Annotated in this window: 22 protein-coding genes and 1 pseudogene; 9 read left to right on the forward strand and 14 right to left on the reverse strand. The window is 40.8% G+C overall.

Features of this window, described 5'->3' with window-relative positions; genetic code table 11:
- Window positions 1-130: 130 nt before the first annotated feature.
- A pseudogene (locus AC04Q6_RS05775) lies at window positions 131-1,987 on the forward strand (ATP-binding protein); the annotation flags it as partial.
- A 95-nt stretch (window positions 1,988-2,082) separates the two neighbouring features.
- Here the strand turns inward: AC04Q6_RS05775 and istB are convergent.
- Both istB and istA read right to left on the reverse strand, forming a co-directional pair.
- Window positions 2,083-2,859 (reverse strand): IS21-like element helper ATPase IstB, encoded by a 777-nt coding sequence (istB, locus tag AC04Q6_RS05780; RefSeq protein ID WP_055057938.1) that lies wholly within the window; start codon window positions 2,857-2,859, stop codon window positions 2,083-2,085.
- Entirely contained in the window at window positions 2,856-4,400 is a 1,545-nt protein-coding gene (istA, locus tag AC04Q6_RS05785; protein ID WP_118071978.1) for an IS21 family transposase, read from the reverse strand. Before istA ends, istB begins: the two co-directional genes overlap by 4 nt.
- 84 nt (window positions 4,401-4,484) lie before the next feature.
- Here istA and AC04Q6_RS05790 point away from each other — a divergent pair, with 84 nt between their 5' ends.
- On the forward strand, window positions 4,485-4,964 hold the full coding sequence (locus tag AC04Q6_RS05790; protein WP_476389585.1) for a tetratricopeptide repeat protein: 480 nt from the start codon (window positions 4,485-4,487) through the stop codon (window positions 4,962-4,964).
- A gap of 238 nt (window positions 4,965-5,202) precedes the next feature.
- Here the strand turns inward: AC04Q6_RS05790 and AC04Q6_RS05795 are convergent, their stop codons facing one another.
- The 6 genes from AC04Q6_RS05795 to AC04Q6_RS05820 all read right to left on the reverse strand — a co-directional run bounded on the left by AC04Q6_RS05795 (window position 5,203) and on the right by AC04Q6_RS05820 (window position 11,513).
- Window positions 5,203-6,060, reverse strand: a complete 858-nt coding sequence (locus AC04Q6_RS05795; RefSeq protein WP_015526198.1) for an ABC transporter transmembrane domain-containing protein — start codon at window positions 6,058-6,060, stop codon at window positions 5,203-5,205.
- Between the two features lie 25 nt (window positions 6,061-6,085).
- Complete coding sequence (locus AC04Q6_RS05800; protein ID WP_009245400.1) at window positions 6,086-7,180, reverse strand: S8 family serine peptidase; 1,095 nt, start codon at window positions 7,178-7,180, stop codon at window positions 6,086-6,088.
- 115 nt (window positions 7,181-7,295) lie between these two features.
- Entirely contained in the window at window positions 7,296-8,816 is a 1,521-nt protein-coding gene (locus tag AC04Q6_RS05805) for a DUF6034 family protein (RefSeq protein ID WP_005428257.1), read from the reverse strand.
- A gap of 401 nt (window positions 8,817-9,217) precedes the next feature.
- A complete protein-coding gene (locus tag AC04Q6_RS05810; RefSeq protein WP_009245407.1) occupies window positions 9,218-9,859 on the reverse strand; it encodes an ABC transporter ATP-binding protein in 642 nt (213 codons plus the stop codon).
- A 12-nt stretch (window positions 9,860-9,871) separates the two neighbouring features.
- On the reverse strand, window positions 9,872-10,765 hold the full coding sequence (locus tag AC04Q6_RS05815) for a hypothetical protein (protein WP_005428264.1): 894 nt from the start codon (window positions 10,763-10,765) through the stop codon (window positions 9,872-9,874).
- Window positions 10,758-11,513 carry a hypothetical protein gene (locus tag AC04Q6_RS05820; protein ID WP_005428267.1) on the reverse strand — a complete coding sequence of 252 codons (756 nt, stop codon included), beginning with the start codon at window positions 11,511-11,513 and terminating at the stop codon, window positions 10,758-10,760. The genes AC04Q6_RS05815 and AC04Q6_RS05820 overlap by 8 nt, the downstream gene beginning before the upstream one ends.
- A gap of 537 nt (window positions 11,514-12,050) precedes the next feature.
- Between AC04Q6_RS05820 and AC04Q6_RS05825 the strand changes: the two genes are divergently transcribed.
- The 6 genes from AC04Q6_RS05825 to mobQ all read left to right on the forward strand — a co-directional run bounded on the left by AC04Q6_RS05825 (window position 12,051) and on the right by mobQ (window position 17,186).
- Complete coding sequence (locus AC04Q6_RS05825) at window positions 12,051-12,968, forward strand: ParM/StbA family protein (protein ID WP_009245410.1); 918 nt, start codon at window positions 12,051-12,053, stop codon at window positions 12,966-12,968.
- 3 nt (window positions 12,969-12,971) lie between these two features.
- Window positions 12,972-13,355 carry a hypothetical protein gene (locus tag AC04Q6_RS05830; RefSeq protein ID WP_005428271.1) on the forward strand — a complete coding sequence of 128 codons (384 nt, stop codon included), beginning with the start codon at window positions 12,972-12,974 and terminating at the stop codon, window positions 13,353-13,355.
- Between the two features lie 24 nt (window positions 13,356-13,379).
- A complete protein-coding gene (locus AC04Q6_RS05835) occupies window positions 13,380-14,096 on the forward strand; it encodes a replication initiator protein A (protein WP_005428274.1) in 717 nt (238 codons plus the stop codon).
- Window positions 14,093-14,950, forward strand: coding sequence for an ATP-binding protein (locus AC04Q6_RS05840; protein WP_005428275.1), 858 nt, complete (start codon window positions 14,093-14,095; stop codon window positions 14,948-14,950). Before AC04Q6_RS05835 ends, AC04Q6_RS05840 begins: the two co-directional genes overlap by 4 nt.
- 169 nt (window positions 14,951-15,119) lie before the next feature.
- Window positions 15,120-15,341 (forward strand): hypothetical protein, encoded by a 222-nt coding sequence (locus AC04Q6_RS05845; RefSeq protein WP_005428277.1) that lies wholly within the window; start codon window positions 15,120-15,122, stop codon window positions 15,339-15,341.
- Window positions 15,342-15,476: 135 nt separating this feature from the next.
- Window positions 15,477-17,186, forward strand: coding sequence for a MobQ family relaxase (gene mobQ / locus AC04Q6_RS05850; RefSeq protein WP_476389586.1), 1,710 nt, complete (start codon window positions 15,477-15,479; stop codon window positions 17,184-17,186).
- A gap of 411 nt (window positions 17,187-17,597) precedes the next feature.
- Here the strand turns inward: mobQ and AC04Q6_RS05855 are convergent, their stop codons facing one another.
- Complete coding sequence (locus AC04Q6_RS05855) at window positions 17,598-18,263, reverse strand: PBECR4 domain-containing protein (RefSeq protein ID WP_005428282.1); 666 nt, start codon at window positions 18,261-18,263, stop codon at window positions 17,598-17,600.
- Window positions 18,264-18,572: 309 nt separating this feature from the next.
- Complete coding sequence (locus AC04Q6_RS05860) at window positions 18,573-18,953, reverse strand: TnpV protein (RefSeq protein ID WP_005428283.1); 381 nt, start codon at window positions 18,951-18,953, stop codon at window positions 18,573-18,575.
- Between the two features lie 156 nt (window positions 18,954-19,109).
- Between AC04Q6_RS05860 and AC04Q6_RS05865 the strand changes: the two genes are divergently transcribed.
- Window positions 19,110-19,280, forward strand: coding sequence for a hypothetical protein (locus AC04Q6_RS05865; RefSeq protein WP_005428285.1), 171 nt, complete (start codon window positions 19,110-19,112; stop codon window positions 19,278-19,280).
- A gap of 54 nt (window positions 19,281-19,334) precedes the next feature.
- Here AC04Q6_RS05865 and AC04Q6_RS05870 read toward each other — a convergent pair whose 3' ends face one another.
- From AC04Q6_RS05870 to AC04Q6_RS05885, 4 genes are all read right to left on the reverse strand, one after another.
- Window positions 19,335-20,171: a S8 family serine peptidase gene (locus tag AC04Q6_RS05870; protein ID WP_118071798.1), complete on the reverse strand. Its 837-nt coding sequence runs from the start codon at window positions 20,169-20,171 to the stop codon at window positions 19,335-19,337.
- 26 nt (window positions 20,172-20,197) lie between these two features.
- The gene (locus AC04Q6_RS05875) at window positions 20,198-21,712 is read right to left on the reverse strand and encodes an alpha-L-rhamnosidase-related protein (protein WP_476389659.1); all 1,515 of its coding nucleotides are present in this window, start codon (window positions 21,710-21,712) and stop codon (window positions 20,198-20,200) included.
- Window positions 21,633-22,967, reverse strand: coding sequence for a family 78 glycoside hydrolase catalytic domain (locus AC04Q6_RS05880; RefSeq protein ID WP_476389587.1), 1,335 nt, complete (start codon window positions 22,965-22,967; stop codon window positions 21,633-21,635). The genes AC04Q6_RS05875 and AC04Q6_RS05880 overlap by 80 nt, the downstream gene beginning before the upstream one ends.
- A gap of 73 nt (window positions 22,968-23,040) precedes the next feature.
- Window positions 23,041-24,429 carry an MFS transporter gene (locus AC04Q6_RS05885; RefSeq protein WP_118071800.1) on the reverse strand — a complete coding sequence of 463 codons (1,389 nt, stop codon included), beginning with the start codon at window positions 24,427-24,429 and terminating at the stop codon, window positions 23,041-23,043.

Genomic DNA, 24,429 nt, shown 5'->3' on the forward strand with positions numbered 1-24,429 from the left:
TGTTCGTGTTATAATAAAAAGACTTTAAGAATATAAAACACGAAAACCAAAGGAGGGATTTCTGTTGGAACGATGTGATTTTTCTTCTATTAGCACATGCCTAAAAAATCAAATCAGTGAAAGCAATCAGATGAACCAACCTGATTTTTTATACGAATTATTTGAAGATTTTATGAATGATCCGATAAATGAAGATTTTTCTATGGATAATGGTCTAATTTGCCGCTGGATAACCGGACAAGCAAAAATCAGTCCCAAAATAACCTCATATTATGCAAAACCCAGCAATCAGAAAAAACTGGCAACAACCATTCAGCGGAACTTACTTCCCTTAATGGCAGACTGCAACATGGTTATACAGGACATTTACACGTTATTCATACAGGACGATACGATTTCGGATACAAAAAAGCAGGAACTTGTATCTCTATATAAACCTTCTGATTCAAGGCTGTTGTTTTTAGCAAAAGTACTTTCTTTTGGTATGGAACGGCAATTTATTAAACGTGATACAAGAAATCAAAAACTGATTGCAGGAGGTGTTCTATCTCCGATTGTTCTGGATTACATTATGGACAGCGAAGTCCCAAAACCATGCCGTCATTTTCTAGGAAGAGAAGAAGAACTGGATGAACTCCATACTTTGTTTGAAGAGAACCGACATATATTTCTTTATGGAATTGCCGGAATTGGAAAAAGCGAGCTTGCTAAAGCCTATGCAAAGCAATACAGAAAACAGTACACCAATATTCTCTATATGGAATACACCGGTAATCTATATCAAGATATTGTAGACATGGATTTTATTGATGATCCACCAGAAATCAGTGAGCAGGAACGTTTTCAAAGACATAACCGTTTCTTACGCTCTTTGAAATCTGATACACTGCTGATCATAGACAATTTTAATGTCACATCCACACAGGACAGTTGCCTGTCAGTCGTATTAAAATACCGTTGCCGGGTTTTATTTACAACCAGAAGCCAACTGTCTGAATACTGTAGTTTTCAATTAAAAGAACTGAAAGATATACCCACTCTTTTTCAACTGACATCTGTATTTTATTCAGAAGCAGAGGAAAACCGGGCAATCGTAGAAAAAATCATAGAAACTGTACACTACCATACTTTTGCTGTCGAACTGGCAGCCAAACTTCTGGAAAATGGAATTTTAACTCCAGAGCAATTATTGATAAAACTTCAAGAGGAAAAGGCTTCTCTTCATAATGAAGATAAGATTAAAGTAATGAAAGATGGTCAGAGCAAAAAAGCCACCTATTACAACCATATCCATACCCTGTTTTCGTTATACTCCTTATCACGGAAACAGCAGGATATTATGTGCAATATGTGTTTTATGCCTTCATCTGGTATTTCTGCCCGTATATTTTCCAAATGGCTGGAGCTGCCTACTTTAAATGACGTGAATGATCTGATCGAGACAGGTTTTGTACAGTCAAGTCTCCGGCATACTATTTCTCTGCATCCAATGATTCAGGAAATTGCAGTTTCCGAGACCGCACCTTCTGTTACAAGCTGCCACACGTTATTGGATTCTCTGCCAAAAATATGTTTGATGCATGGCATTGAAGTTAGCTATTATAAAAAATTATTTCAAACAGTAGAAAACATCATGCTTTTCATTGAAAAGGACGATATTCCCCAATACCTGTTATTTTTAGAAGATGTTTTTCCATATATGGAGAAGTACCACTATCAAAAGGGTATGAAAAAAATCATCCAGGAACTACAGCATTTTATAAAAGCAAATACTTACGGGACTGCATCTGACCGTGCCTTACTATTGGATTATCAGGCAACTCTGGAACCCAAAACAGAAAAAGCGATAAAATTAGAAAAAGAAGCACTTGCTCAAATAAAAGAAACCACAAAAGAAAATGCCCACCTGGTTTCCAACCTCCATTCCAATCTTGGAGGGCTTTACCGAATCAACGGACAACTTGATCTCGCTAAAAGGCACATGAAAATGGGTTGAATATTACGGTGCGGCAGAGCCGCCAGTCCGGTGTGGCGAGAGCCACCTGTCCGGACTAACGGAGCCACCCCATTTTGTTTATTAAGTTACTTTGCCATTGCTGGATCCAGTCCATATACTTCTCTCATAGAGAGGTCTTTAGATGGGTCAACACTTTCAATATCGATCTTATAGGAATCATACGATATACGATCCATGATGGCATCGGCAAGAGTACTTTCACCATCACAGATTTGCTGGTACCATTCACTTTCACGGAACTGAGAACAAAAGATCGTTGAAGATTTTTTTCGTCGTTTATGTATCAGTTCAAAAAGATTCCTGGCTTCAGCTTCTGTCAGTTTAAGAAGCAGCCACTCATCAATGATCAGTACTATTGGCTTGGTGTATTTCTTCAGGACAGTTGAGAAAGTTCCATTGTCCCTGGCAGCCTGTAAGTCCAATAATAGATCAGGAAGCCGTACATACCGTACTGAGTAATAGTGCTTGCATGCTTCCATGCCAAAGGCACAGGCCATATAAGTTTTACCACTTCCGGTTGCTCCAGTAATAAAGATGTTTCGGTATTCTGTAATGTATTCACAGGTTGCCAGACGGTTGATCAGTGCTTTGTTCAGCTTTCGTCCAGAATGGTAATCAATCGCTGCGATGCTGGCATCTGGCTGTTCAAACTCAGCCTGGCGGATCAGCCTTTTCAGACGATTGTTTTTGCGGTTGCTGTATTCGACATCAACAAGCATGCCGAACCGATCTTCGAATGGAACTTCCTTCATTGCAGGATCATCCATCTGGATGCGGAATGCATCTGCCATAGCAGTCAGACGCATTTCAATAAGTTTATCGATTGTACTTTGATTTGTCATGATTTTTTACCTCCATAGTATCTGGCTCCTCTGGTTATGCCATGTGGTTTTACTGCTTGAAATGATTCTGATTCGGTATCAGGTGCATCCTTTGTTGCAGCCAATAGATTTTTGATACTTTTATAGCTGGGTTTACCGGAATAAGAGAGCGCCTTAGCGCAGACCTGTTCCAGTTTTTCTGGCGAATATTTTTCTGCCAGTTTCAGTAATCCCATGCAGCTTCTGTAGGATTGCTGTTCAATCCTGCCGGAGGTAAGTATTGCATCGACAACCTTACTTGTGTTAATTCCAATCGAATCAGCCCACTTACGGAATCGGTCACCGTTCCATTCCAGATATTTCTGGTGTTCCTGCGGCATATGTTCTGTCACTGTAGAATACTGACCGCTTCGTCCATAGAGTCGTCTGTGAGAGGCAATACGATTGTGATTATAAAATATTTCAACCGTTGTATCTGTTATACGCACATCAACCTTATTTTTGATATACTGATAAGGCACGGAGTAGAACATTCTGTCTACTGCGATGTGATAGTTAAACTGGACGGTGGCTTGTTTCCACTCAGCCAGTTCAAAAGGTGTAGCAGGCAACGGAGCCAGTAATGGCATTTCTTCCCCAAGAAATAAACTGAGTCTGCTACATTCCTTTTTCTGGAATTTACGGGCGTTGTAGGCATCCAGTTTTTCACGGATTGAAGCATTCAATTCTGCAAGAGAGAAAAACTGTTCATTGCGAAGGGCTGCTGTTATCCATGTGGATATCTTTCCTACCGATCCCTCTACATTCGGTTTATCTTTGGGTTTCCGGACTCTGGCCGGAAGGATGGCAAGATTGTAATGTTCTGCCATCTCATGATAAGTTGTGTTTAAGGCAGTGTTGTACCAGTCACTCTTTTTATGATTCACTGCGGTTGTGCAGTTATCAGAAACGAGCATAGGTGTGACACCGCCAAAGAAATCAAACATCTGGACATGAGCTTTGATCCAGTTGTCGGTTTTCTCATTCATATATGCTTTTACAAAAGCATACTGACTGTAAGTTAATACACCTACAAATATCCATGCATTTGTGATTTCTCCGGTGTCCGGATCAATGATGTGAGCAGGGTCACCGGCCCAGTCAACTTCAATCTGTTCACCTGGTTTTCTAGGGATATGCATGGTAGCCCTGCGTTTTTCTTCATCCTTCTGGATGTAGTAGCAGAACTGAGAATACATTAGAGGCTCTTCGCTGCTCATGCGGCACTCCTCACAGTATTCTACCCAGAGAAGTTTTTTGTTTACGCCGTTCCGCAGAAGTTCTTTGCGGATGTAGTCAAAGTTTGGCATACGTTTATTCGTTGCCGACTTATCTTTAGGAAACATCAGCTCCTCTAGCGCACTGTCGGTCATGTCAAAATCCAGCGGCCATGAAAGATTGATTTCCGCTGCTTTTTTCAAAACCTTGGCGACTGTGTTTCTGGATACACCGCAACTTTGTGCGATGTTCCTCTCACTGAATCCTAAGCTTTTCAAGCGTAGGATTTCACGATACTTGGTCATAATTTACGACCTCCTTTATCTGTATTCACACCAAAGGTGTGTATTTACAGTATAAAGGAAATATATGTAATAGAGTCCAATAAGGTGGCTCTGAATTACCGGAATATATGGCTCCCATTCTCCGGCATGGTGGCTCTCAAAGTCCGGACAGGTGGCTCTGAGAGTCCCGGAATAATCATGGGTATCTCTCTTTTACAACAATACCAGCTTCTTTATACTAATGACAGTATTCCTCAGATTAATAATTATGCTGTCCTCTTAATTGAAATACAAGAACCTGACCTTGCCCTGTCTGCTCTTCAGAAATTAGCACAGATTATCAAAGAATATAATTCAAACCACTGTTTGGATTATGCCCAGGTACAGGAATCCCTTGGAAGTATCTGCCTGATCACTGCAAATATTTCGCAAGCGAAAACCCATTTTAAAAAAGCCTTGAAAATTTATGAGGATATATGGGCAGACGAACCCGAATTGATTGAAGAAAAATATCAAGCAATTCAAGAATTGTATCCACAAGCTGGAATTGCTCTGGCAAAAAGTATTCTTCTCACCAAGCACTAACGGTTCCTACAAACACTTGTAAAATATATTGCCTCAATAATGTAAACGCCTAGTTTTGAGATACACTCCAAGACTAGGCGCTTGTCCATTTCCATTTTTTCTTAGACATGGAGCGTTTACATAAGGATCACTTTTCTTTTTTTGACACTTTTCGCTCCTCCTATCTCAAATTTTTTATAGTCTAGGTATATTGCCTTCATCAATGCCTGAGAACTTGTAAATATGCTCCTCTGCTTGTTCAATATGTAATAAAAGCAAATGCTCCGCCTATAGTGAATTCTCCTTTTATTATAAAAAGCCCACTTAATATATATAATAACGCATTTACAACCGTGTCTATTACTACAACACTGACAGTACTATATTCATCTAGCATTGCGTTCTTTTTATATGAATCCATCAAATCTTTTTGCAGACCTTCAAATTGAGATTTTTTTACCTGAAACAGATTCCAGAGCTTCATTTCATGAATTCCATTTATACACTCGGCAAACCAACTCATAAACTTTCGTTTATCCTCAATCCACTGTTCAAACACTTCCCGTTTCTTGTTTGCACAATAGGACACTATTATAAATTTCAGTGGAATAATTGCTTCTATCAATATTGCTAATTTCCAGTCTAATAAGGACAGCCCAACTACTCCTCCTATTATTTGGAGAATTGATGATATAGAAAACTGAGTAATCTGATCCACAACAGATGACACATTATCAATATCCATACCAATTGTATTTATAATCTCTGCACTTCCTCTTTCAGCAAAATACTGTATTTTCATCCTATTGATTTTCCAGTAAGTCTTTTTATAGAGAGAATGTGTAAACTGATTATGTACATTTGAAAATAATTTTGTTTGGATTATATTTAACTCTTGCTGGGTTAAAGAAATTATTATTAATATAACAGAAAATAAAAGAATGTATTTCATGTTTTTCTGCAATATACCACAATCTGTTATTTGTCTTATAAGCAGTGGGTGTATAAACGTTATGAATGATGAACCCAAAAGGCAACAGATAATCCCTGGAAAATACTTTTTATATTCACACAACATTTTACAAATTCGATACCATGTTTTCCCATTTTCTCTCATATCCAATTGCCATCCTCACTATTCGTTAAGCAAAATATTGACAAACAAGCTCATATATATCCTCTATATTGTAAGTTATTCCTATTCGATCTTCTGCATACAATTCATACATATTATTTTTACGCACAATATACATATCTATATCTGATGCCTTACTACTTTCAAATATTTCTTCCTCTTGATTCAAAAGAATAATATCAGGTTCATAAGCTATATATACTGTATAAAGGATATCGTTCAATGACTCATTGGAATCGTCATAATATTCTAAAGGAATTACATTTTCATCTAAAGGATTTTTCTGCAGATTTATTGCGTAATAACCGTTCTGACTAAACATCACTTTTAGCTGTATCATTTCCTCGTAATCTAAATCAATACCGGCAATTACCGGTATCTCTATATTGGTTTTATCCCTTATTACATTTTCTAGTATATCCGGATAATCAGATTTATGCGTTGCTATAGTCATCAAAAAGTCCATAACATCATCAAATCCTGCTGTGGGCTTTCTGTTTAAATATGTAGCAATATGTCCAGTGACAACAGGAGCCGCATAACTATTGGCTTGATTTACGATCCCATTCCACGAAAAATTTGCTATAATAGAATTCTCAATATTATAACCTTTTTGTTCTTGAAACAGAATTTGACCATTTCCCAAAAGACCATAACGATCCTGCCTGACACCAAAAACACCTGGATATGCAGCTGGATAAGTCTTTATATTTCTGTTATGATATGCTGCTACTATAATCGCATCAGCATCAAGTAATCTTTTTATTTGAATCCATAAGGGTTTAATATCAAAATAATTGATTGTTCCAAGACTCATGTGAATTAACTTTATTTTATTTTGAATACACCATTCCAAAGCTTCCAGCAAAACTGTGATCTGTGTTGTTCCTGCAGAGTCAGTCACATTCAAGTCCCATAATTCTATATCACTACATATGCTTGTGATAATTCCGACGCATACAGCGCCATGGAATGATTTATCGTCTTTATACTCACTTGGATCGCATTTAGAAGCCAAAAAAGATTTATGAACAATCCTTTGATTCCTGTTATTTCTCATATGATAAGGTATACCGTTATCAATCAATGCGAGCTTAATCATTTGCACTATTCCTATTCTTACCTGTTATATATCCAAGCCAAATATCGCATATTTATTATTCTCATGATAAACCTTGTAATTCTATGGTCAATAAAAATTCAAGTGTCGCTGAACCCTAATATGCTTCTCCAATCACACTGCCATCATAAGCATTGATCACATAAGAAAGCTCCTGTAGAGAATTTCCACCAATACTTTCCCTGACAGTAAAAATCCATGCTGGAACCAACCATGCGTGTTTCGGCTCCTGATAGGCTGTGGTATAAGTATACTGCAATTTTGCGTTTACCACATCATACTCCAGTGCGGTAGTGTCGTTGGCAGACTGGCCTTTTCCGGAATACCAATAAAAAATCTGATCTGTCAGCTTTGCCTGTATTTTTTCAAAAGGCAGAAGCTTTGTATTTTCCGTCACCGTACAGACTTCTTCCGATATCCCATCCCATTTAAAATATTTAATTCCTTCCTCTGTTATCAGAATAGAGATTGTTTCTACCTGGAACGGAGGCACATAACTATCCACTGTTTCTTCCGCAACCACGCCATCAGGAACTGAAGTAATACCCTCTACACTTTTCGAAAAACAATACAGATATCCCGGTAATCCTCTATCCAGATCTCCCTGCCACAAAGCATCACTACCAAGTCCCAGACCATTGCGCTCTGAACATGCGCCATTCGGGAACCACACGGTACGATCAGAATCTACAAGGCCCATTCCATCGATACCTAAATCCTCTAAAACTTGTTCTGCCTGTTCCTTTCCATCTTCCTCTGTAAAGGTGATCTTGTCCATGCACTTTCGATACGCATCTGCCAGTTCATGAAATTTCTCTGTATAGCCGTTGGTATCCATGCCAAAGCTACTGTAATACTCACTCTGCATTTCCTCAGTTTCTATTGTTTCTTCTTCTATAAAATTAGAACCCTCCATCCAGAGAAAACTACTGTCATTGTCAATTTCCTGATTATACCGCTCTGCTTCTATATATGCCTTCCTGTCCTCGCCCACATCTGCAGTAAAATAATCCTCTGTATCTGTGTTTTCCAATTCAGTACTCATCCAACTCCGTGCCGCTTCCACACCGTGATCCTCTGTTTTTTTTTGAAATTTTATCTCCATCTTTTCCGGTGCAGACGCTTCATCCGGTGCAAGCTCCATCCCCTCTCGGGTTGCGTTTTGAATCCCTGCAATCGATGTAGAATATGCTGATTGCAAGTAACTTCCTTCCTTGCTGGAAATCCTGTCTAACACTTCCTGATACGCATCCTTTGTCACCATCTGTGGCATATATAGTTCCTCACCGTCCGTAAAATAATCAATCAATCCATTCAGTTCTTCCTGCGTTAACTCGTGATTTTGCATCTCTATGACTGGAAGATTGCCAATGCTTTGTTCGCCCAACTTAATATCTGCCTGGATAACCACACGGTCGTTGCTTTTCTTTTCTTCAAATTTCCAATGCGTTGGAACATTTGTCTCTCTCTTTTCTCCTTTTTTAAGAGGTTCACAGACAGCCGCCTCGCTAATCCCATCCACTTTGCTGACTACCGAACTCTCCTCTGGTGTTTCCTGACAGCTGGAAAGAATAATACACAACGCACCTACCATAATTGCTAGAACACTTTTTTTCATTTTTCCTCCATATATCTTATAGAATTGTCGCTTTTTCACGAAACTTCAATTATAAACTCTTTAACTTATAAATACCTTCCTGACACTATTAACGTTTTCGTATATTTTTTAGAAACAGACTACCTTATTTATTTTAATGTATAAGGCAGTCTGTTCTATGTACTAGTAACTATAACTTGTTAGTACATTACGCTATTGTCATTACTAATAACCACTCTTGAAGCATCCGCATTATGCTGAGATAACCAAGTCGCAGCACAATATGAACATGGGCAACCACATCCACAAACGCACCCAAAAGACTCAATCGTGTTCCTGTTTTTCTTCATATTTTTGTTGAGTTTCTTCGGTGTTTGAATGCATTTAATTAATACCTTTCCCATATTCTTTCCCCCGTATTTTTATTTTATCTGCGTCAGGACACCTGCATCCATCTCACAGATCGTATCGCAGAGCCATTCGATCTCCAGCATGTTATGTGCTGCGATAAGAATAGTCTTCCCTCGTTCCTTTAATCCCCGCAAAAGCTCGCAGACCTCTCCTGCCCCCTGCTTGTCCAGACCATTAAAAGGCTCGTCCAATATCAAAAGCTCCGGATCTTCCATGATTGCCTGTGCGATACCAAGACGTTCACGCATTCCAAGAGAATACTGTCCTACCTTCTTTTTAGACAGAGGATCAAGCCCTAGGGCACGCATCGTCGCCCTCACATCGTCATCGGAAATACGGTGTTTCAGAGACGCCAGTCTCTTTAAATTCGCAAAACCGCTGAGATCCAGAAAGAAGCCAGGGTTTTCAATGATAATGCCTACGGAATCTGGAAAGTCCAGCTCCTTCCCGATCTGTTTTCCCCCTACGAGCACTGTGCCGCTCTCAGGTTGTAAAAATCCACAGATGCATTTAAACATTACGGTTTTCCCTGAACCGTTAAACCCCATAATCCCATGAATCTTCCCTTTTTCAAAATCATGGGTAATGTTCTTTAATACTTTTTCTTTTTGAAAGGATTTTGTCAGTCCCTTCAACCTGATTGCATATTCCATTTTGCCCTCCATTTATTCGTTTGTCTGCGTAAAAGAGAAATTATAGCCCTTAATTCGGACGGCTGACAAGCCGATCAGCGCTATGATTAATATTGCAAATATGAACATGCTCATCCCGATCCCTGGCAGGTAATCATAACCAAAGCTGTGCATGGGAAAGGTAGCTTGGTTCAACGGAGACAGCCAGCCGCAGAACACGTTCGCCCTATATTCCTGACTTTCTGTAAAATGAAACAGTTTCCGGAAAACATCTGGGTTCAGCAGGAGCCCATACAGACTGACTGCAAAAGCACCGATCACCCCTGCCATATTTCCCGCAGCCAGATTTAAAAACAACATGAGAACTGCGATAAAAAGAGTATATAAAAGTACAAGTCCAAACACTATTGCTGCGCACATATAAGGAGTTGAGCTTTCCATTGTTTTTATGGAAACAGGAACGGTTATGCTCTCCCCACCGCCATAGCCCAACATTGCCGCTGTTTCGCTCCACACATTTCCCGTAAAGGAAAAGGGAGCTCCCATAATTCCAAGCATCACAGCCAAAAAAATATTATAGATCACAGTCGCCAGGATCACATAGATAATCTGACCCGCAAGCCATATCTTCCGTTTTGTGCGTACAAGCCAATACGGAGTTGCCTGACTGATAAATGGCATGTCCGCAAAGAGCAGGATTAAAAGCAGGGAGGACAGCATAACAGAGGATGCATCCCCATATGTCCAAATAAACGGCTCGAATACCTGAAGGATTGTCTCATATTTTATCGCATGGGAAATAATCTGATCCGACAGCATCAGACATAATATAGCTGCCAAAATAAAGGTCATCCAGATCCTCGGACTTTTTTTCCATCCATAGAAATTCTGGCCTGCAATCCAAAAAGCCTGTTTAATATCACGCATACCGCAACCTTCTTTCTATTGCGCACATAAAGATCAGTGCCGTTAAAAAACTTCCAACCGCTAATATAGCAATGCAGAAGATATCATTGTAGTAAATAGACGCCGCCCAATAGCGGGGACTCAGAAAGAATGCTTTTTGATAGTAACGCTCCTGAAATACGGTCAGGACATAATAAAGAATAAAAGGAACGGCATAGGACATATAGCGATTTTTTGTTATGACAGCCGACGTACCGCCAATTAGCGCCCAAAAAGCGCCATTTAAAAACAATCTCAGAAAGCTTACCGCCGTTCTGCCCACAAGCACTGCCATCTCATAATTTCCGTCAATCAGAGAAGGATACTGACCGAACCTCAGTATACAGATTACAAGAAGGAACACCATGGCTAAAAAAGCTGTCAAACCTCCGGAGACCAACAATCCTGCTGCTTTTCCTACGAGATACTGTTTTCTCCCTGAACGGATATAACTGAACAGAAAAAAACGACTGTGCAGCTCAGCCTCCGTATTCTCTCCACCCGCAAAAGCAACGGCAATGGGAACAAACAGAAGCATATTAACGCTGTTCATACAATAGGTGTATGCTACGAACCAGCCTGGTCCTTCTGCAGATCCGCCTGCATTTATGATCTTCTGCAACATCTCATGCTCAGACATCAGGGTAGCCGAAACGATTAGAAAAATCCCCAAAATAAAGCGAATGCTTCGAATATTGTTTTTTATGTCCGTTGCCAACACATTTCTCATACGCTTTTCTCCTCACTTCAAACAGCTATAGACTTGATTTTTTTATTTTTATAAAATCCTAGTTTTTTGCAATAATATCACTATTTGTATAAAACTACACTCCTTATCAAACAACAGTTAAGGACTTGCAAAAACTGTTGTTCCTACTGAAAGCATTGCAACAGCTGTAAAAATTGATAATATTTTAAATTTTCTATTATTCTAAGTTCTACAAATACATAAGCCGCCAGTTAAGTACGATTAGTTTTATTATAATTCAATAAATTCCATCCAACTTTCCACATTTTATTGTACAATTTTACCATTTATATAATAACATGTCAACATTTAATGAACGTTTATAACAAAAAAATGCAGGGCTATAAAAAACTAAAGAAATTGCTCTATTTTACAAAATTATATCCTATTTTTCAATTCCAACTCAATTTTCCCTCAATGTCTTTTTCCTCCAACTTTCGTATGCTTATCTCACAGCAAAGCAGTACCACACCGGTACAGCCTGCTGAATTAATCAATACGAAAATGGAGGTGTTTTTTATGCGAGAACTCAGAAACACAAAAATCATTGCTGTAGATCACGGCTACGGCAACATGAAAACAGCAAATACCGTCACACCAACCGGAATCAAAGCCTATGAAACAGAACCCATCTTCACCGGGAATATTCTGGAATATAACGGCATTTACTACCGGATTGGCGAAGGACACAAAGAATTTATCCCAGATAAAGCTATGGACGAAGAATATTATCTTCTAACTCTCATGGCGATTGCAAGGGAACTGAATGTCTTTTCCATCCGTGAAGCAGACGTTCATCTGGCTGCCGGGCTTCCTCTGACATGGATCAGAAACCAGAGAGAAGATTTCCGTTCCTATCTGCTCCAGAATCCAGAAGTCCATTACCGATTTAACAGCAAAGAGTATCATCTCCGTTTTGTGGGATGCAGCCTTTACCCGCAGGGATATCCGGCTATCGTAAACCGACTTGGAGATTTCAAGGGGACAAATCTTCTTGCAGATATCGGCAACGGAACCATGAACATTCTGTATATCAATAATAAGAAAGCACAGGAAAGCCGGTGCTGGACAGAAAAGTTTGGCGTAAACCAATGCATGATTGCCGCTAAAAACGCTGTTCTGGACAACTTCGGAGTAAAGATTGAAGAATCTACCGTAGAGCAGATTCTGCGGTTTGGAACCGCTGACATTTCAGCGTCTTATCTGGATTGTATTACTGCTGTTGCCAGACAGTATGTCACAGATATTTTTGCCACGCTCCGCAAATATGAATACAATCCTGGCCTGATGCGCCTGTATGTGGTCGGAGGCGGTGGATGCCTGATCCGTAACTTTGGAGCGTATGACAAATCACGAGTTACCATCCTTGATGATATCTGTGCCACTGCCAAAGGTTATGAATCTCTGGCTTATATGAGCCTGAAAAGGAGGGGATAAGCCATGCAGAACCATATCCGCAACACAAACCTGCGATTTAATCTGGACAAAGACCAGCAGCGGAGAGCCTGGGAATATTTACAGACGATGGACAGACAGAATTTTAAATCTTACAGCCAGGTAATCTCCCTTGCACTGGTCGATTATTTTGACCGCTACTACCGCACTCAGGCTGATCCCTATCTGGAAACAAGGGAACGGGAAGAACTTTTTGTGAAACAGATTGTAGAAGCAGTAGAACACAGCCTGAAACAGTCATTGCCGATTTTTCTGTCCGGGCTGACTGCAGGCATGTTGGAAAGGGAATCCCCCATCAGGATGCCCTTTCCAGCTCCTGAAAAAGAACAGCCGGATCGTGATATAGACTGGGATTTTCTTGGAGAATAAACCATTGTGATTGGAGGTGAACACATGACGGACTTTCTGACAGCAGACACAAGCCTGCCATCTTATATGATGTTTCCCCGTTTTCTTCTGGACATGGAAATAAACGAAACTGCCAAAATGCTTTATATGATCCTGCTCGACCGTGCAAGGCTTTCCCAGAAAAATGAGGGCTGGTCAGATACAAATGGTCATGTGTTCCTCTACTTTACGATTGAAGCACTGGCAGAAGTTCTCCACAAAAGCCAGATGACGGTGAAAACTGCTCTGGCAGTACTGGAAAAACAAGAGCTTATCTTCCGAAAACGGCAGGGACCCGGACACCCTAATCGGATCTATGTAAAAATCCCGAAAGAAACCCTCAGCAATACAGACAGAATTCTTTCCTCAAGACAGACAGAAAACTGTCCTATTGACAGACAGGATTCTTTCCCTGATACAGACAGAAAACTGTCCAGTAATAAGAAAGAGATAAAAAAGAACCATTTAACAATAAGAGGGAGTAAAGAGCCACGCTCACCCTATGGAACATTTCAAAATGTTTTTCTGTCAGAGACGGAGCTGGAAAATATCCGGCAGACAATCCCTGACTGGCAGGACTATATGGAACGCTTATCCGGTTATATGGCTTCTACCGGAAAGCAATACCAAAACCATGCAGCTACCATCATCCGTTGGGCAAGACAGGATCATCCTGTTTCCCGGCAACGAAATTATGAAAGTGAGGAATACGAAACATTATGACAACATTTACAGAAAAACCAACAGCTATCACACCAAACAGAGAGCTTCAGTCTGATGAATATTTTAACGAAACAAATCACCTGATCTACTGTTCCAAATGCAATACGCCAAGACAGTGCAGGCATGAATTACAGGGAAAGGTTCTTATTCCTTCCATCCGCTGTAAGTGCCAGCAGGAGATCTTTGAACAGGAGGAAGCCCAGAGAAAACTTCATGAAAAGCAAATGGAAATAGAGCATCTCAAAACCAGCGGCTTACAGGACAAATCACTTTATGACTACACCTTTGCCAAAGATAACGGCAGCAATCCGGAAATGAAACTTGCACACAATTATGTAAGTAACTGGGAAGAGATGAAAGCAAACGCTTCCGGACTTCTCATCTGGGGCGATGTCGGTACTGGAAAATCTTTCTTTGCAGGCTGCATTGCCAATGCCCTTCTGGAAAAAGGCGTCCCGGTACTGATGACCAACTTTTCCCGGATTCTGAATACCCTTACCGGAATGCATTTTGAAGACAGGAATCAGTTCATCCACAGCTTAAACCGCTACAGCCTTCTGATCATTGATGACCTCGGAATTGAACGGAACTCTGACTTTGCACTGGAACAGGTATTCAATGTGATTGACAGCCGTTACCGCAGTAAAAAGCCCCTGATCATAACAACCAATCTCACTTTATCAGAGCTGAATAACGCCGCTGATATCGCACACAAGCGAATTTATGACCGGATTCTGGAGAGATGTGTTCCCATCCGTATCAATAACCGGAATATCCGTCAGGACAATGCAACAGCTAATTTAAAAAAAACGAAAAAAATTCTGTTAGATAATCACACTTCAAACCAGAGTTGAAACAAAGCAGCATCGCACAATAACTATTTTTCACTGACAGTAGTACTACTTTCTTTTCTTATTTATCACCAGAGACATGCCACTGTCAGTTATCTAAAACTATAGTACTAAACCACAAGATTTTAAAACTAAATCGCCCGGATACGGGCATAAAAAGGAGGTGCCAGATATGGCAAATAAAAGAATTATGACACCAGAAGAAAAAGTGCTTTTACAGGCAAAACACAGACTGGAAGAAATCGAAGCAAGAAACCGTAAAAAGGAACGTAATGCCAGAACACGCAGATTGATTCAAGAAGGAGCGATTCTGGAAAGCATTGCTCCACATATTAAAGAAATGGATTTAGATACCCTAAAGCGGGAGCTGATGCTCCGGCTAAGAGGAATGTAAATACACAAGTTCTACTCCCGAAGGGCGCACTTACTCACCACCCGATAAATCGGGCGGTGGTATCCCCTACGGGGCTCGTGCGCTCTGCCGAGGGCTATCCGCTGTTGCAGGCAACATCGAAAGGAGGTGCCAGATATGGCAATTTATCATATGCAAGCCAAGGTCGTCAGCCGTGGTTCCGGGCGGTCTGCTGTCGCTGCATCTGCTTATATGAGCTGTAGCCACATATACAATGATTACGATGGCATCCAGCATGACTACACCCGAAAACATGGACTGATCTATCAGGAAGTAATGCTTCCCCCTATGGCTCCGCCTAAATGGAAAAACCGGGAGCAACTCTGGAATGCTGTAGAAGCTGCTGAAAAAACAAAAGACAGCCGACTGGCAAGAGAATTTGTTGTCGCACTCCCTATTGAGTTGGATAAAGACAGCAATATTTCTCTTCTTCAGAATTTTATTCAAAAGAATTTTGTAGATATGGGAATGTGTGCCGATTTCGCCATTCACGATACAGATGGTCACAATCCCCATGCACACATTCTACTTACTGTCCGTCCATTAAACGAAAACGGAACATGGCAGTATAAAACCGAAAAAGAATATCTATGCATCAAAGATGGAGAGGAAAAGGGATTTACTGCTTCTGAATTTAAGGATGCTCAGAAAGAGGGCTGGGAAAAACAGTATCGTTATAAAGCTGGGAAAAAGAAAGTATATCTGACTCCCTCGGCAGCACAGGAGAAAGGTTATGAACGTATCGACAAACATCCAAAAAGCACCCGGTATGGCAGACAAAACCCGATTTCCGAACAATGGAACAGTGAGGAACAGCTCTGCCTCTGGAGAGCAAACTGGGCAGATGCCGTAAATAAAATGCTTGCCCTTAATCAGATAAATGCCGCCATTGATCACCGCAGTTTTGCAGCTCAGGGAATCACTGAACAGCCAACCATCCACGAAGGCTACATTGCCCAGAATATGGAAAAGAAAGGCATGATAGCAGACCGGTGTGAAATCAACCGTCGGGTTCGTGCGGATAACAGAATACTACGGGAATTAAAAACACAGATAAAAAAATTGGTTCAAGCTGTCGAAAAATCTATTCCGGTAATTGCAGAAACATTAGAAGCAATCCGCAATCATATGATTTTTACACAATATCATTTACTTCATAATGAAATGCAAAAAGAAGTGATCCATGACTGGATGCAGCATTTTCGTCCTATCCTAAATAAATATGATACCATTAAGAAAAAGCTCAAAGCGAAAGTTACTGAAAAGAAAGAACTAAATGTGCAAAAAAGTAAAACCAGTATTCTAAATCCTTTCCAGCATATAAAGTTAAACCAGCAGCTTACAACCGTAACAGAAGAAATCGAGGAACTGAAATCTGCCAAAGAACAGCTGCTGTTTCAGGCTGAATGCTCCACAGAGAAAGATATGGCGAGCCTTTCCAGAAAATACGACCAGATGGATAAGAATCTGGATATTCTCGATTCTCAGGATATGGCTCTCAAAGAGCAGCTTGAAAAAGATGCTGTCGCTTTCCAAGAGGAAAAACTCCGGCCTAAACCAGAGCAATATACAGAATTACTGGATGCCAGAATCCAGATACGACCTACTTTCCGAGAGAAACTGATTGAGCAGCTCAAAGGTACTTTTGGTGAATATTATGACTATCACTATCGTGATATCGCAACCCATGAAGTGGATGATCTCAATATGGAAGATCCCTATAGCTTCTCTCATCGTACCTGGGAACTTGAATATCAGAGGAAACAGGAATTGCAAAAAAAACATCCTGTTCAATCCAGGCAAAAATCGCACAACACAGAACTATAATGTTTAAACTACTAATATAAAAAATATCCCGTTTTCTCAAAACAGTTATATTGCTTCATCCCAATAATTCACAAACTGCTAACCACCGAGCAAAAGTGAGGCACAAAGTGCGTAAGCATAATTTGATTTCTTTCCGCTTACGCACTCTCTTTTTATCTTGAGCAAAAAATTCCTACTTTGTAAAGCCAACAAATGGGGTTTGGGGGGCTCCCAAAGTGCGTTTGGATATCCAAACGCTATGCTTGCAAAACCAGTTCCACTAATTTCCCTCGATACTCCCTTCTTCTAAAATCAATGATAATTATAACATTGCCAATTTTGTAAAGTAATAATCAACTTAAAATATAGACGACAAACAATAAAACCATGATACTGTTACAAAAAGCAGTAGCATGGTTTCTTTATATTTCATTATAGATTTTCTCTATCTATCATATTTTCTATTGTTTCTGAGAAACAACACTCTTTCAAATCAATACTTTTGTCCATCTTCACAAGATTTGTATATTTCTCATCTGTATAGTGTTTTGATATTACAGCAAATACTTTATATGTAGGCTGTGCTGTTACATCTCTGATGTCCTTTTTCAGCAATGTGTTCGGTACATTTAATTTCGTATTTTTATCTTTTACGAAGCCAATACAACCACATATATTCCCGGCAGCTTTTTCTGTATATAATTTCGGTCCTCGATCTGTAAATTCTCCTATCATTGTTACGTTTTTCTTAATAAGCATCATACGTTCCAATATATCCAATTTTTGCCCCGTAGAGCCATCTTTTGCAAAAACAAAATCATTTTCTGTTAATCGCTTATCCAGGCATTTCTGGTAAAAATGAATTGCAGAAGCTGTCTCTTTTTTATTCAATCGAACTCCTGTCAAATGTAAAAAATTGTATCTATGGAAAACAACTTCATATCCCTGTACAGATGACAAAATCTTATTACTTTCCTGTAATTGCTTATTCACCTCTTTCGGTAAGCCATATAGGAACAAAACCTTCTGATCCTCAAGATGTTCTTTATATAGTTGTGCCGCTTTTGTCATAATCTGAATTGCACGTCTTTTGTCCATAACTTAATCCTTATCCCATAAAATTTAGAGAAGGGAATGTTCACGCCGCAGCACTAAACATTCCCTTCTCATGGTTGATTTTTCCGTTGTCTGCCAACCTCCAGCACCTTCGTCTGGAAAATATCAGGTTTTTCCGTTGCCTGCCAACCTCCGACACCTTCGTTCGGAAAACGTATCAGATTTTAGGTGTCAACCCACCGCTGATGCACAGCTTTTCTAATTACATTTTACACGAACTATGTGGAAAATGCAATTACAATTTTATCTTATGATGCCCTGCTACATTTTATACACTATTTATCTTACATTTCATTCTTGATAAATTATCTCTTTATCCACAATCTCCCTCGCACATACTTGTATATTGTTCATTCTTCCTATCCATTCCAAGACATTTTCCACCTTTAGCTGTTCTGTAATGCCTTGTGCCTGTTTCATCTGTTCTACAAGTCTTTCAAAGCGTTCCTGTGCCTGTTCTTCTATATCAGCCAAATAACCATTCAGCCTGCCGCTTGTAAGCATATTCAGATATAGCAATCTGCGGTATTCCTTCAAATACCGCAAATGTCTTTGTCCCCATACACCGACAACCCTTTGTTCTTCTTCCTTCGGTAAGGTAAGAGCAGGGATAAGATAATCCCCATGTCTGATATAAGTACCGCCCATCTCTTCAAAAATTGTTTTCTTCATTGTCTGTTCTACCTTTCTTATCGTTCTCTATTCATAGATTTTCTTTACGACCGTTCCAATTTTACAGTAACAATAATTCTTCAATTTTCAGTTCACATTGCCCCTCCCGAAGAAGTATGATAGAATAATTCTATTAAATTGAATCGGAGGTGCCACATGGCTATCAGTTCCAACAATATTCAGGTCTATACTACTTTGTCCAAAGAACTGGTTGCTGAGATTGATAAGGATGCAAAAGCGAACTATCGTACACGTTCCCAGCAGATTAACATGATCCTGACCGAGTATTATAAGACTCAAACAACAACCAAACATGAATCCGAGTAAAACACTGAATTGCCTGAAAACACAGGAAATATCAGTGTTTTCTTATGTTTTCCCTTAATTATAAGGTTCATGTGAACCATAATTATTCCCAAAGCTGATGTTTATGACCATCGGTTTTCTCATCTTCACTGCCTGCCGTATCAGGTAATCAATACCCTCCATCAGCTCCGTTGTCCGCGGAAATGAATTTTCCCGTGGATTTCCCATTTTTACCACCAGAAGATCACTTCTATACGCAACGCCTCGATTCACTCCATCCGATGCTCTCCCGTTTCCTGCTGCTATTCCAAGAACTGCTGTTCCATGTCCGCTGAAATCTCCAGACGGAACAAGGCGCCTGCCTTCGGTTTCCCCGAGTGCAAGCGCCTCATCAATTTCTTCCTTCGTATATTCAGTTCCTGATACATAGTTTTCCGGTGGATTTCCAGCTACACTCTGATCCCACAGTCGCAGGATCCGGGTACTGCCATCCTCGTTTCTGAAATCCGGATGGAAATAGTCCACTCCGGAATCCACAATGCCCACCAAAATCCCTTCGCCGGTTAAGCCATCGACTCCATTCTGCACCGGCAAAATGCAGCTTGCTTCCCGCTCTTCAAAGGTCTCAAAGTAGAGTCTCTTGGGCTTTTCTATAAACTCGATCTGCTCTCTGCCTGAGTATGCAGCAATTTCCGATTCCGGCAATGTCACTACTGCATAGCTGCCAAGCAGCGGGACCACCTGAATCCTCTCACCACCAAGTCCGCTTTCCGGGCCACTGTACTTCACGATCACATCCCACAGCCTGGTGGTGGGATCATACCCCACATTCAGATTTTCCGATTTCTCCCGCTCATGTGGCAGGGCATTCATGGCAAGATTAAGAAGATTCTCTAATTTCTGGTCTGGCATAAGGCTTTCATTTCCATTGATACATTTTATTTATTATATGCATAGCTTTCAATTAAAGAACCAGCTTCTGCTTCCTTCTGATTCAGTGCATTCACAACTGCCTCATAAAGCGGTTTCGCCTGCGGTGCAGCCCCAAGCAGCTCTGCCAGTGTCATTCCATTGGCAAACTGGATCATCGGTCCCTCCAGCATTCCTGGTGCCATCTGGTTGAACAGTTCTACTGCCAGCGGTTCTGCCACGATCTCACCAAGGGTGCTGTCCATATTGAATCTCTCTACCGCAAGGCATGTCTCTGTTTCATACTCATAATCATAAATTCCGGAACCAACTTCCTGTACTTCCTCTTTCTCCGGAAGTACGATCACAGCTGTAGTGTTTGCCGGTACTTCTACATGCACATGGATCTTTCCATTTTTGCAGGATGTCTTTGCCACGATCTTTCCGTAAACGGATTCAAATTCCGTCCCCCACTCTTCAATGCCTTTCACAAACATGGGTTTTACCTGGAATTTCTTATATCCCGGCTCTAACTGGGATAAACCGGCAACCTTGCGATACATCCAGTCTCCGATGGAACCATATGCGTAATGGTTCAGGGAGTTCATACCGGATTCATCAAAGGTTCCGTCCGGTTTGATGGAATTCCAGCGCTCCCAGATAGTCGTTGCTCCCATATTTACTGCGTAGAGCCATGATGGATAATCTTCCTTCATGAAGAGAGTTGCCGCCATCTCGTGCTCTCCGTTTTCAGAAAGTGTATGGCAGATATATGGTGTTCCCACAAAGCCTGTAGCCAGATGATTTTTGTGGTTTGCAATATTCGTAAGCAGTGTATTTAAAATACGTTTTCTGTCTTTTTCTCTTGCAAGATCAAAATACAGGGAAAGGATCGCTCCTGTCTGTGTCTCACTTACAATACGGCCTGTCTCTGTATAATATTCTCTCTGGAATGCATCCAAGGTTTTTTCGTACAGATCCGCATATTCTTTTGCTTCTTCTGACTTACCAAGCACCTCTGCTGTTTTCTTTACAAGATCTGTCACATACAGATAGTATGCGTTTGCGATCATATACTTATCTGTTGCTCCGGTTCTGTCTGCACTCTCTTCTTTATCCAGAGCAAGCCAGTCTCCATACTGGAAACCACTCTGCCAGAGACCGCTCTCTTCACAGTTGTTTTTGATATAGTCTACCCATTCATGCATACATTTCCAGTTCTCTTCCAGGATACCTTTATCGCCATAGATCTGATAGACAACCCACGGAACGATAACTGCTACATCACTCCATGCAGAAGCACTGTACTGTCCCAGGATATCCGGCACAACATGGGGCACTCCTTTTTCCAGTGAAGATTCTGCTGCCACATCACGCATCCATTTTGTGTAGAATAATGCTGTATTTCTGTTAAATGCTGCTGTCCATGAAAATACCTGCGCGTCTCCGGTCCATCCAAGACGCTCATTCTCTCTGCGGGCAATCCGTGGGGATATCCAGGAAGTTATCTCTCTGGCTCCATGTAATATTGCTCTGTAACTGATTTACCTTCTGATCAGAGCAGGTAAAATCTCCTGTTTTTTCCATATCAGAATGTGTCACACAGGCAACAAACTGATCTGCCGTAAATTCTTCCAGTCCTTCCACGCAGATATAGCGGAATCCGTGGAATGTGAAATGCGGACGGAAGATCTGCTCTTCTCCGTTGCAGATAAATGTATCAATGGATTTTGCCTGGCGAAGTGTCTCCGGGTAAAAGTTTCCGTCTTTATCCAGAACCTCTGCATGACGGATCACGATCTTCTGTCCCTTTTCCCCTTTCACATGCAGCTCGACAACACCTGTGATGATCTGTCCGAAATCAACCAGTCTTTCACCCTTTGGTGTCACAATCAGCTCTTTGCCGGCAATTTTCTCTGTGATACGGACAGGCTCATTTTCCTGTGCAGTCAGAACTGCTTTGTCAAACTCTTTGACAACAACGTTTCCTTCTGTGATCTCCGGTGCATCTGTGTCGATGGTCTCTCCCATATAGATTTCGCTGTAACGGATCTCTCCTGTCTTTACAGACCATGTTTCATCGGTAGCGATCACATCCTTACTTCCATCTTCATATTCCACATGAAGCTCTGCAAATGTTCCCACCTGTGTGCCATACTGATTTGGCATACAATAGAAGCCAAGGATTCCTTTATACCAGCCATTTCCAACTGTGATCTCAATTTTGTTTTCTGTATCAAGCAGTTCTGTCACATCATAGATCTGATACTGAAGACGGTTGTGATAGCTTGTCCAGCCCGGTGCCATACGGTAGTCTCCTACAGTCTGTCCGTTCAGGGTCGCCTCGTATACTCCGTGTGCAGTTGCATACAGACGGGCTTTCTTTACCTTTTTATCCAGTGCAAATGTCTTTCCAAATATCGGGCAGGCAGTCTCCTCTTCAGGGAAATCACTTGTGATCATCTGCGCTTTAAATTCTGTATTGTCCAGCACACCAGTCTCAAAGCTTCCTGTAATCTCTGATATATTTCCGTGATTATCTGCTGCATTTACCTTTACTTTGTAGAGCTTTTCATCTGCCAGTGTTGTACCTTCATAAGGAATCAGAACCGACTGATCAGACGCTCTTTTTCCACTGTTCCAGACAATTTTTCCATCCTCATCTGTCACATTAATTTCATATGCAGTTTGTAAGGTATCCTTTTCCTGTGATTCCATTTTCCATGAAAATCTGGGTGCTTTAGCAGTTAATCCAATAGGGTTTATCCGATATTCGGTTCTTAAATCATATAATCTCATTTCATTTCCTCCAATTAATAAATCCACAAAAGGACAGAACCTTATTATAAGCCCCGTCCTTTAGTCTCAGTATTTAGTTTGCCTTTTCTCTTTTCTGCAGCTCTGCCATGATCTCAGGATATCTCTTCTCAAGGTCATTCTTCATAAGACAGATAAACATGATCACAAAGATCGCAAGCGGGATATAGATGGAAAATGCAAAGATTGCAATATCAACGGAGCCTGGCTGAGTTGCCAGAGATGCTTTATATCCTGCAGCTGCCAGCAGCCATCCGATCAGAGATGCTCCGATACCGGATCCGATCTTCATTCCGAAAGAGTTGGCACTGTTTGTCATACCTACGATGCGTTTTCCGAATTTGTAATCATTATATTCCACACAGTTATTTACCATTGCTCCAAACAGACACATCATAGGGATGTTGGCAAATGTAGTTACAACTCCACCTGCAATACAGGTTGCAATGCTGTACGGTGTAAAAACTCTTACCAGGCAGGCTGCTGCTCCAAGCACACAGGAAATCTTACATGTTTTTGTCATTCCAAACTTGGAAGTCAGAGGACCTGTCAAAATAAATCCAAGGAATGTAGGAACCAGTCCCACTGCTCCCAGAAGTGCTACGATATTGTCATTTCCAAGAATGTATTTTGCATAGTATGTTCCACCGGATGTAGTTAAGCTGTAAGAAATATTTATCATAAACTGAAGTGCAAGCATGATAACCCAGTACTTATTTTTGAAAAGCATTTTGATAGCTTCCACAAACGGTACATCATCGTCTTCACTTTTTTCTACGATCTGCACGTTTTCTCTTGTTACTTTATAAAGAATCATCAATGAAAGCAGGGAGATGAGACCAAAGATCACTGCTACCTTGATCCATGCACTCTGTGTTCCGCCAAGCATATTTGTGATAGGGATAAGAAGGATGGCAATTACCATTCCTGCAATGTATCCGAATGCTGTACGGAAGATTCCCATTTTACCACGCTCTTCAAAGCTTTCAGTACGGATAGCCATCAGGGCACCATAAGGGATCGCTACTGCTGTATATACGATCGCTGTGATCAGTACGTTCGTGATCAGTACATAGGCAGCCTGAAAACCACTTCCTATATTTTTAGGTACAGTAAACAGTAAAATAATAGCTACAAGTGCAGGAATTGCCATTCTCGAAAACCACGGACGACATTTTCCCTTTGGTGATCTGCCTGCATCCATGATCTTTCCCATTGCAAGATCTGAAAATGCATCAAAGATCTTTGCGATCAGAAGCATGGTGGCAACCATTCCTGCTGCAAGGCCTACCTTTTCGGTATAAAAGTAAGTCAGCTGTCCCACAAGGCTGCTCATGATATTCAGCGGCAGCTGTCCGATACCATCTCCAAGATAATCCGTTAATCTCATTGACTTCTGGATTCCCATGGAATCCAGACCAAGTTCCTTCTTTGTCCTTCCCAT

The organism is Blautia sp. HA9023 (assembly GCF_056504095.1).

What these genes read in the sequence shown, in the direction of transcription:
- istB (WP_055057938.1), bottom strand. Translation starts at nt 2,859, where the DNA reads ATGACAAATCAAAGTACAATCGATAAACTTATTGAAATGCGTCTGACT.
- istA (WP_118071978.1), bottom strand. Translation starts at nt 4,400, where the DNA reads ATGACCAAGTATCGTGAAATCCTACGCTTGAAAAGCTTAGGATTCAGT.
- AC04Q6_RS05795 (WP_015526198.1), bottom strand. Translation starts at nt 6,060, where the DNA reads ATGAGAGAAAATGGGAAAACATGGTATCGAATTTGTAAAATGTTGTGT.
- AC04Q6_RS05800 (WP_009245400.1), bottom strand. Translation starts at nt 7,180, where the DNA reads ATGATTAAGCTCGCATTGATTGATAACGGTATACCTTATCATATGAGA.
- AC04Q6_RS05805 (WP_005428257.1), bottom strand. Translation starts at nt 8,816, where the DNA reads ATGAAAAAAAGTGTTCTAGCAATTATGGTAGGTGCGTTGTGTATTATT.
- AC04Q6_RS05810 (WP_009245407.1), bottom strand. Translation starts at nt 9,859, where the DNA reads ATGGAATATGCAATCAGGTTGAAGGGACTGACAAAATCCTTTCAAAAA.
- AC04Q6_RS05815 (WP_005428264.1), bottom strand. Translation starts at nt 10,765, where the DNA reads ATGCGTGATATTAAACAGGCTTTTTGGATTGCAGGCCAGAATTTCTAT.
- AC04Q6_RS05820 (WP_005428267.1), bottom strand. Translation starts at nt 11,513, where the DNA reads ATGAGAAATGTGTTGGCAACGGACATAAAAAACAATATTCGAAGCATT.
- AC04Q6_RS05825 (WP_009245410.1), top strand. Translation starts at nt 12,051, where the DNA reads ATGCGAGAACTCAGAAACACAAAAATCATTGCTGTAGATCACGGCTAC.
- AC04Q6_RS05830 (WP_005428271.1), top strand. Translation starts at nt 12,972, where the DNA reads ATGCAGAACCATATCCGCAACACAAACCTGCGATTTAATCTGGACAAA.
- AC04Q6_RS05835 (WP_005428274.1), top strand. Translation starts at nt 13,380, where the DNA reads ATGACGGACTTTCTGACAGCAGACACAAGCCTGCCATCTTATATGATG.
- AC04Q6_RS05840 (WP_005428275.1), top strand. Translation starts at nt 14,093, where the DNA reads ATGACAACATTTACAGAAAAACCAACAGCTATCACACCAAACAGAGAG.
- AC04Q6_RS05845 (WP_005428277.1), top strand. Translation starts at nt 15,120, where the DNA reads ATGGCAAATAAAAGAATTATGACACCAGAAGAAAAAGTGCTTTTACAG.
- mobQ (WP_476389586.1), top strand. Translation starts at nt 15,477, where the DNA reads ATGGCAATTTATCATATGCAAGCCAAGGTCGTCAGCCGTGGTTCCGGG.
- AC04Q6_RS05855 (WP_005428282.1), bottom strand. Translation starts at nt 18,263, where the DNA reads ATGGACAAAAGACGTGCAATTCAGATTATGACAAAAGCGGCACAACTA.
- AC04Q6_RS05860 (WP_005428283.1), bottom strand. Translation starts at nt 18,953, where the DNA reads ATGAAGAAAACAATTTTTGAAGAGATGGGCGGTACTTATATCAGACAT.
- AC04Q6_RS05865 (WP_005428285.1), top strand. Translation starts at nt 19,110, where the DNA reads ATGGCTATCAGTTCCAACAATATTCAGGTCTATACTACTTTGTCCAAA.
- AC04Q6_RS05870 (WP_118071798.1), bottom strand. Translation starts at nt 20,171, where the DNA reads ATGCCAGACCAGAAATTAGAGAATCTTCTTAATCTTGCCATGAATGCC.
- AC04Q6_RS05880 (WP_476389587.1), bottom strand. Translation starts at nt 22,967, where the DNA reads ATGAGATTATATGATTTAAGAACCGAATATCGGATAAACCCTATTGGA.
- AC04Q6_RS05885 (WP_118071800.1), bottom strand. Translation starts at nt 24,429, where the DNA reads ATGGGAAGGACAAAGAAGGAACTTGGTCTGGATTCCATGGGAATCCAG.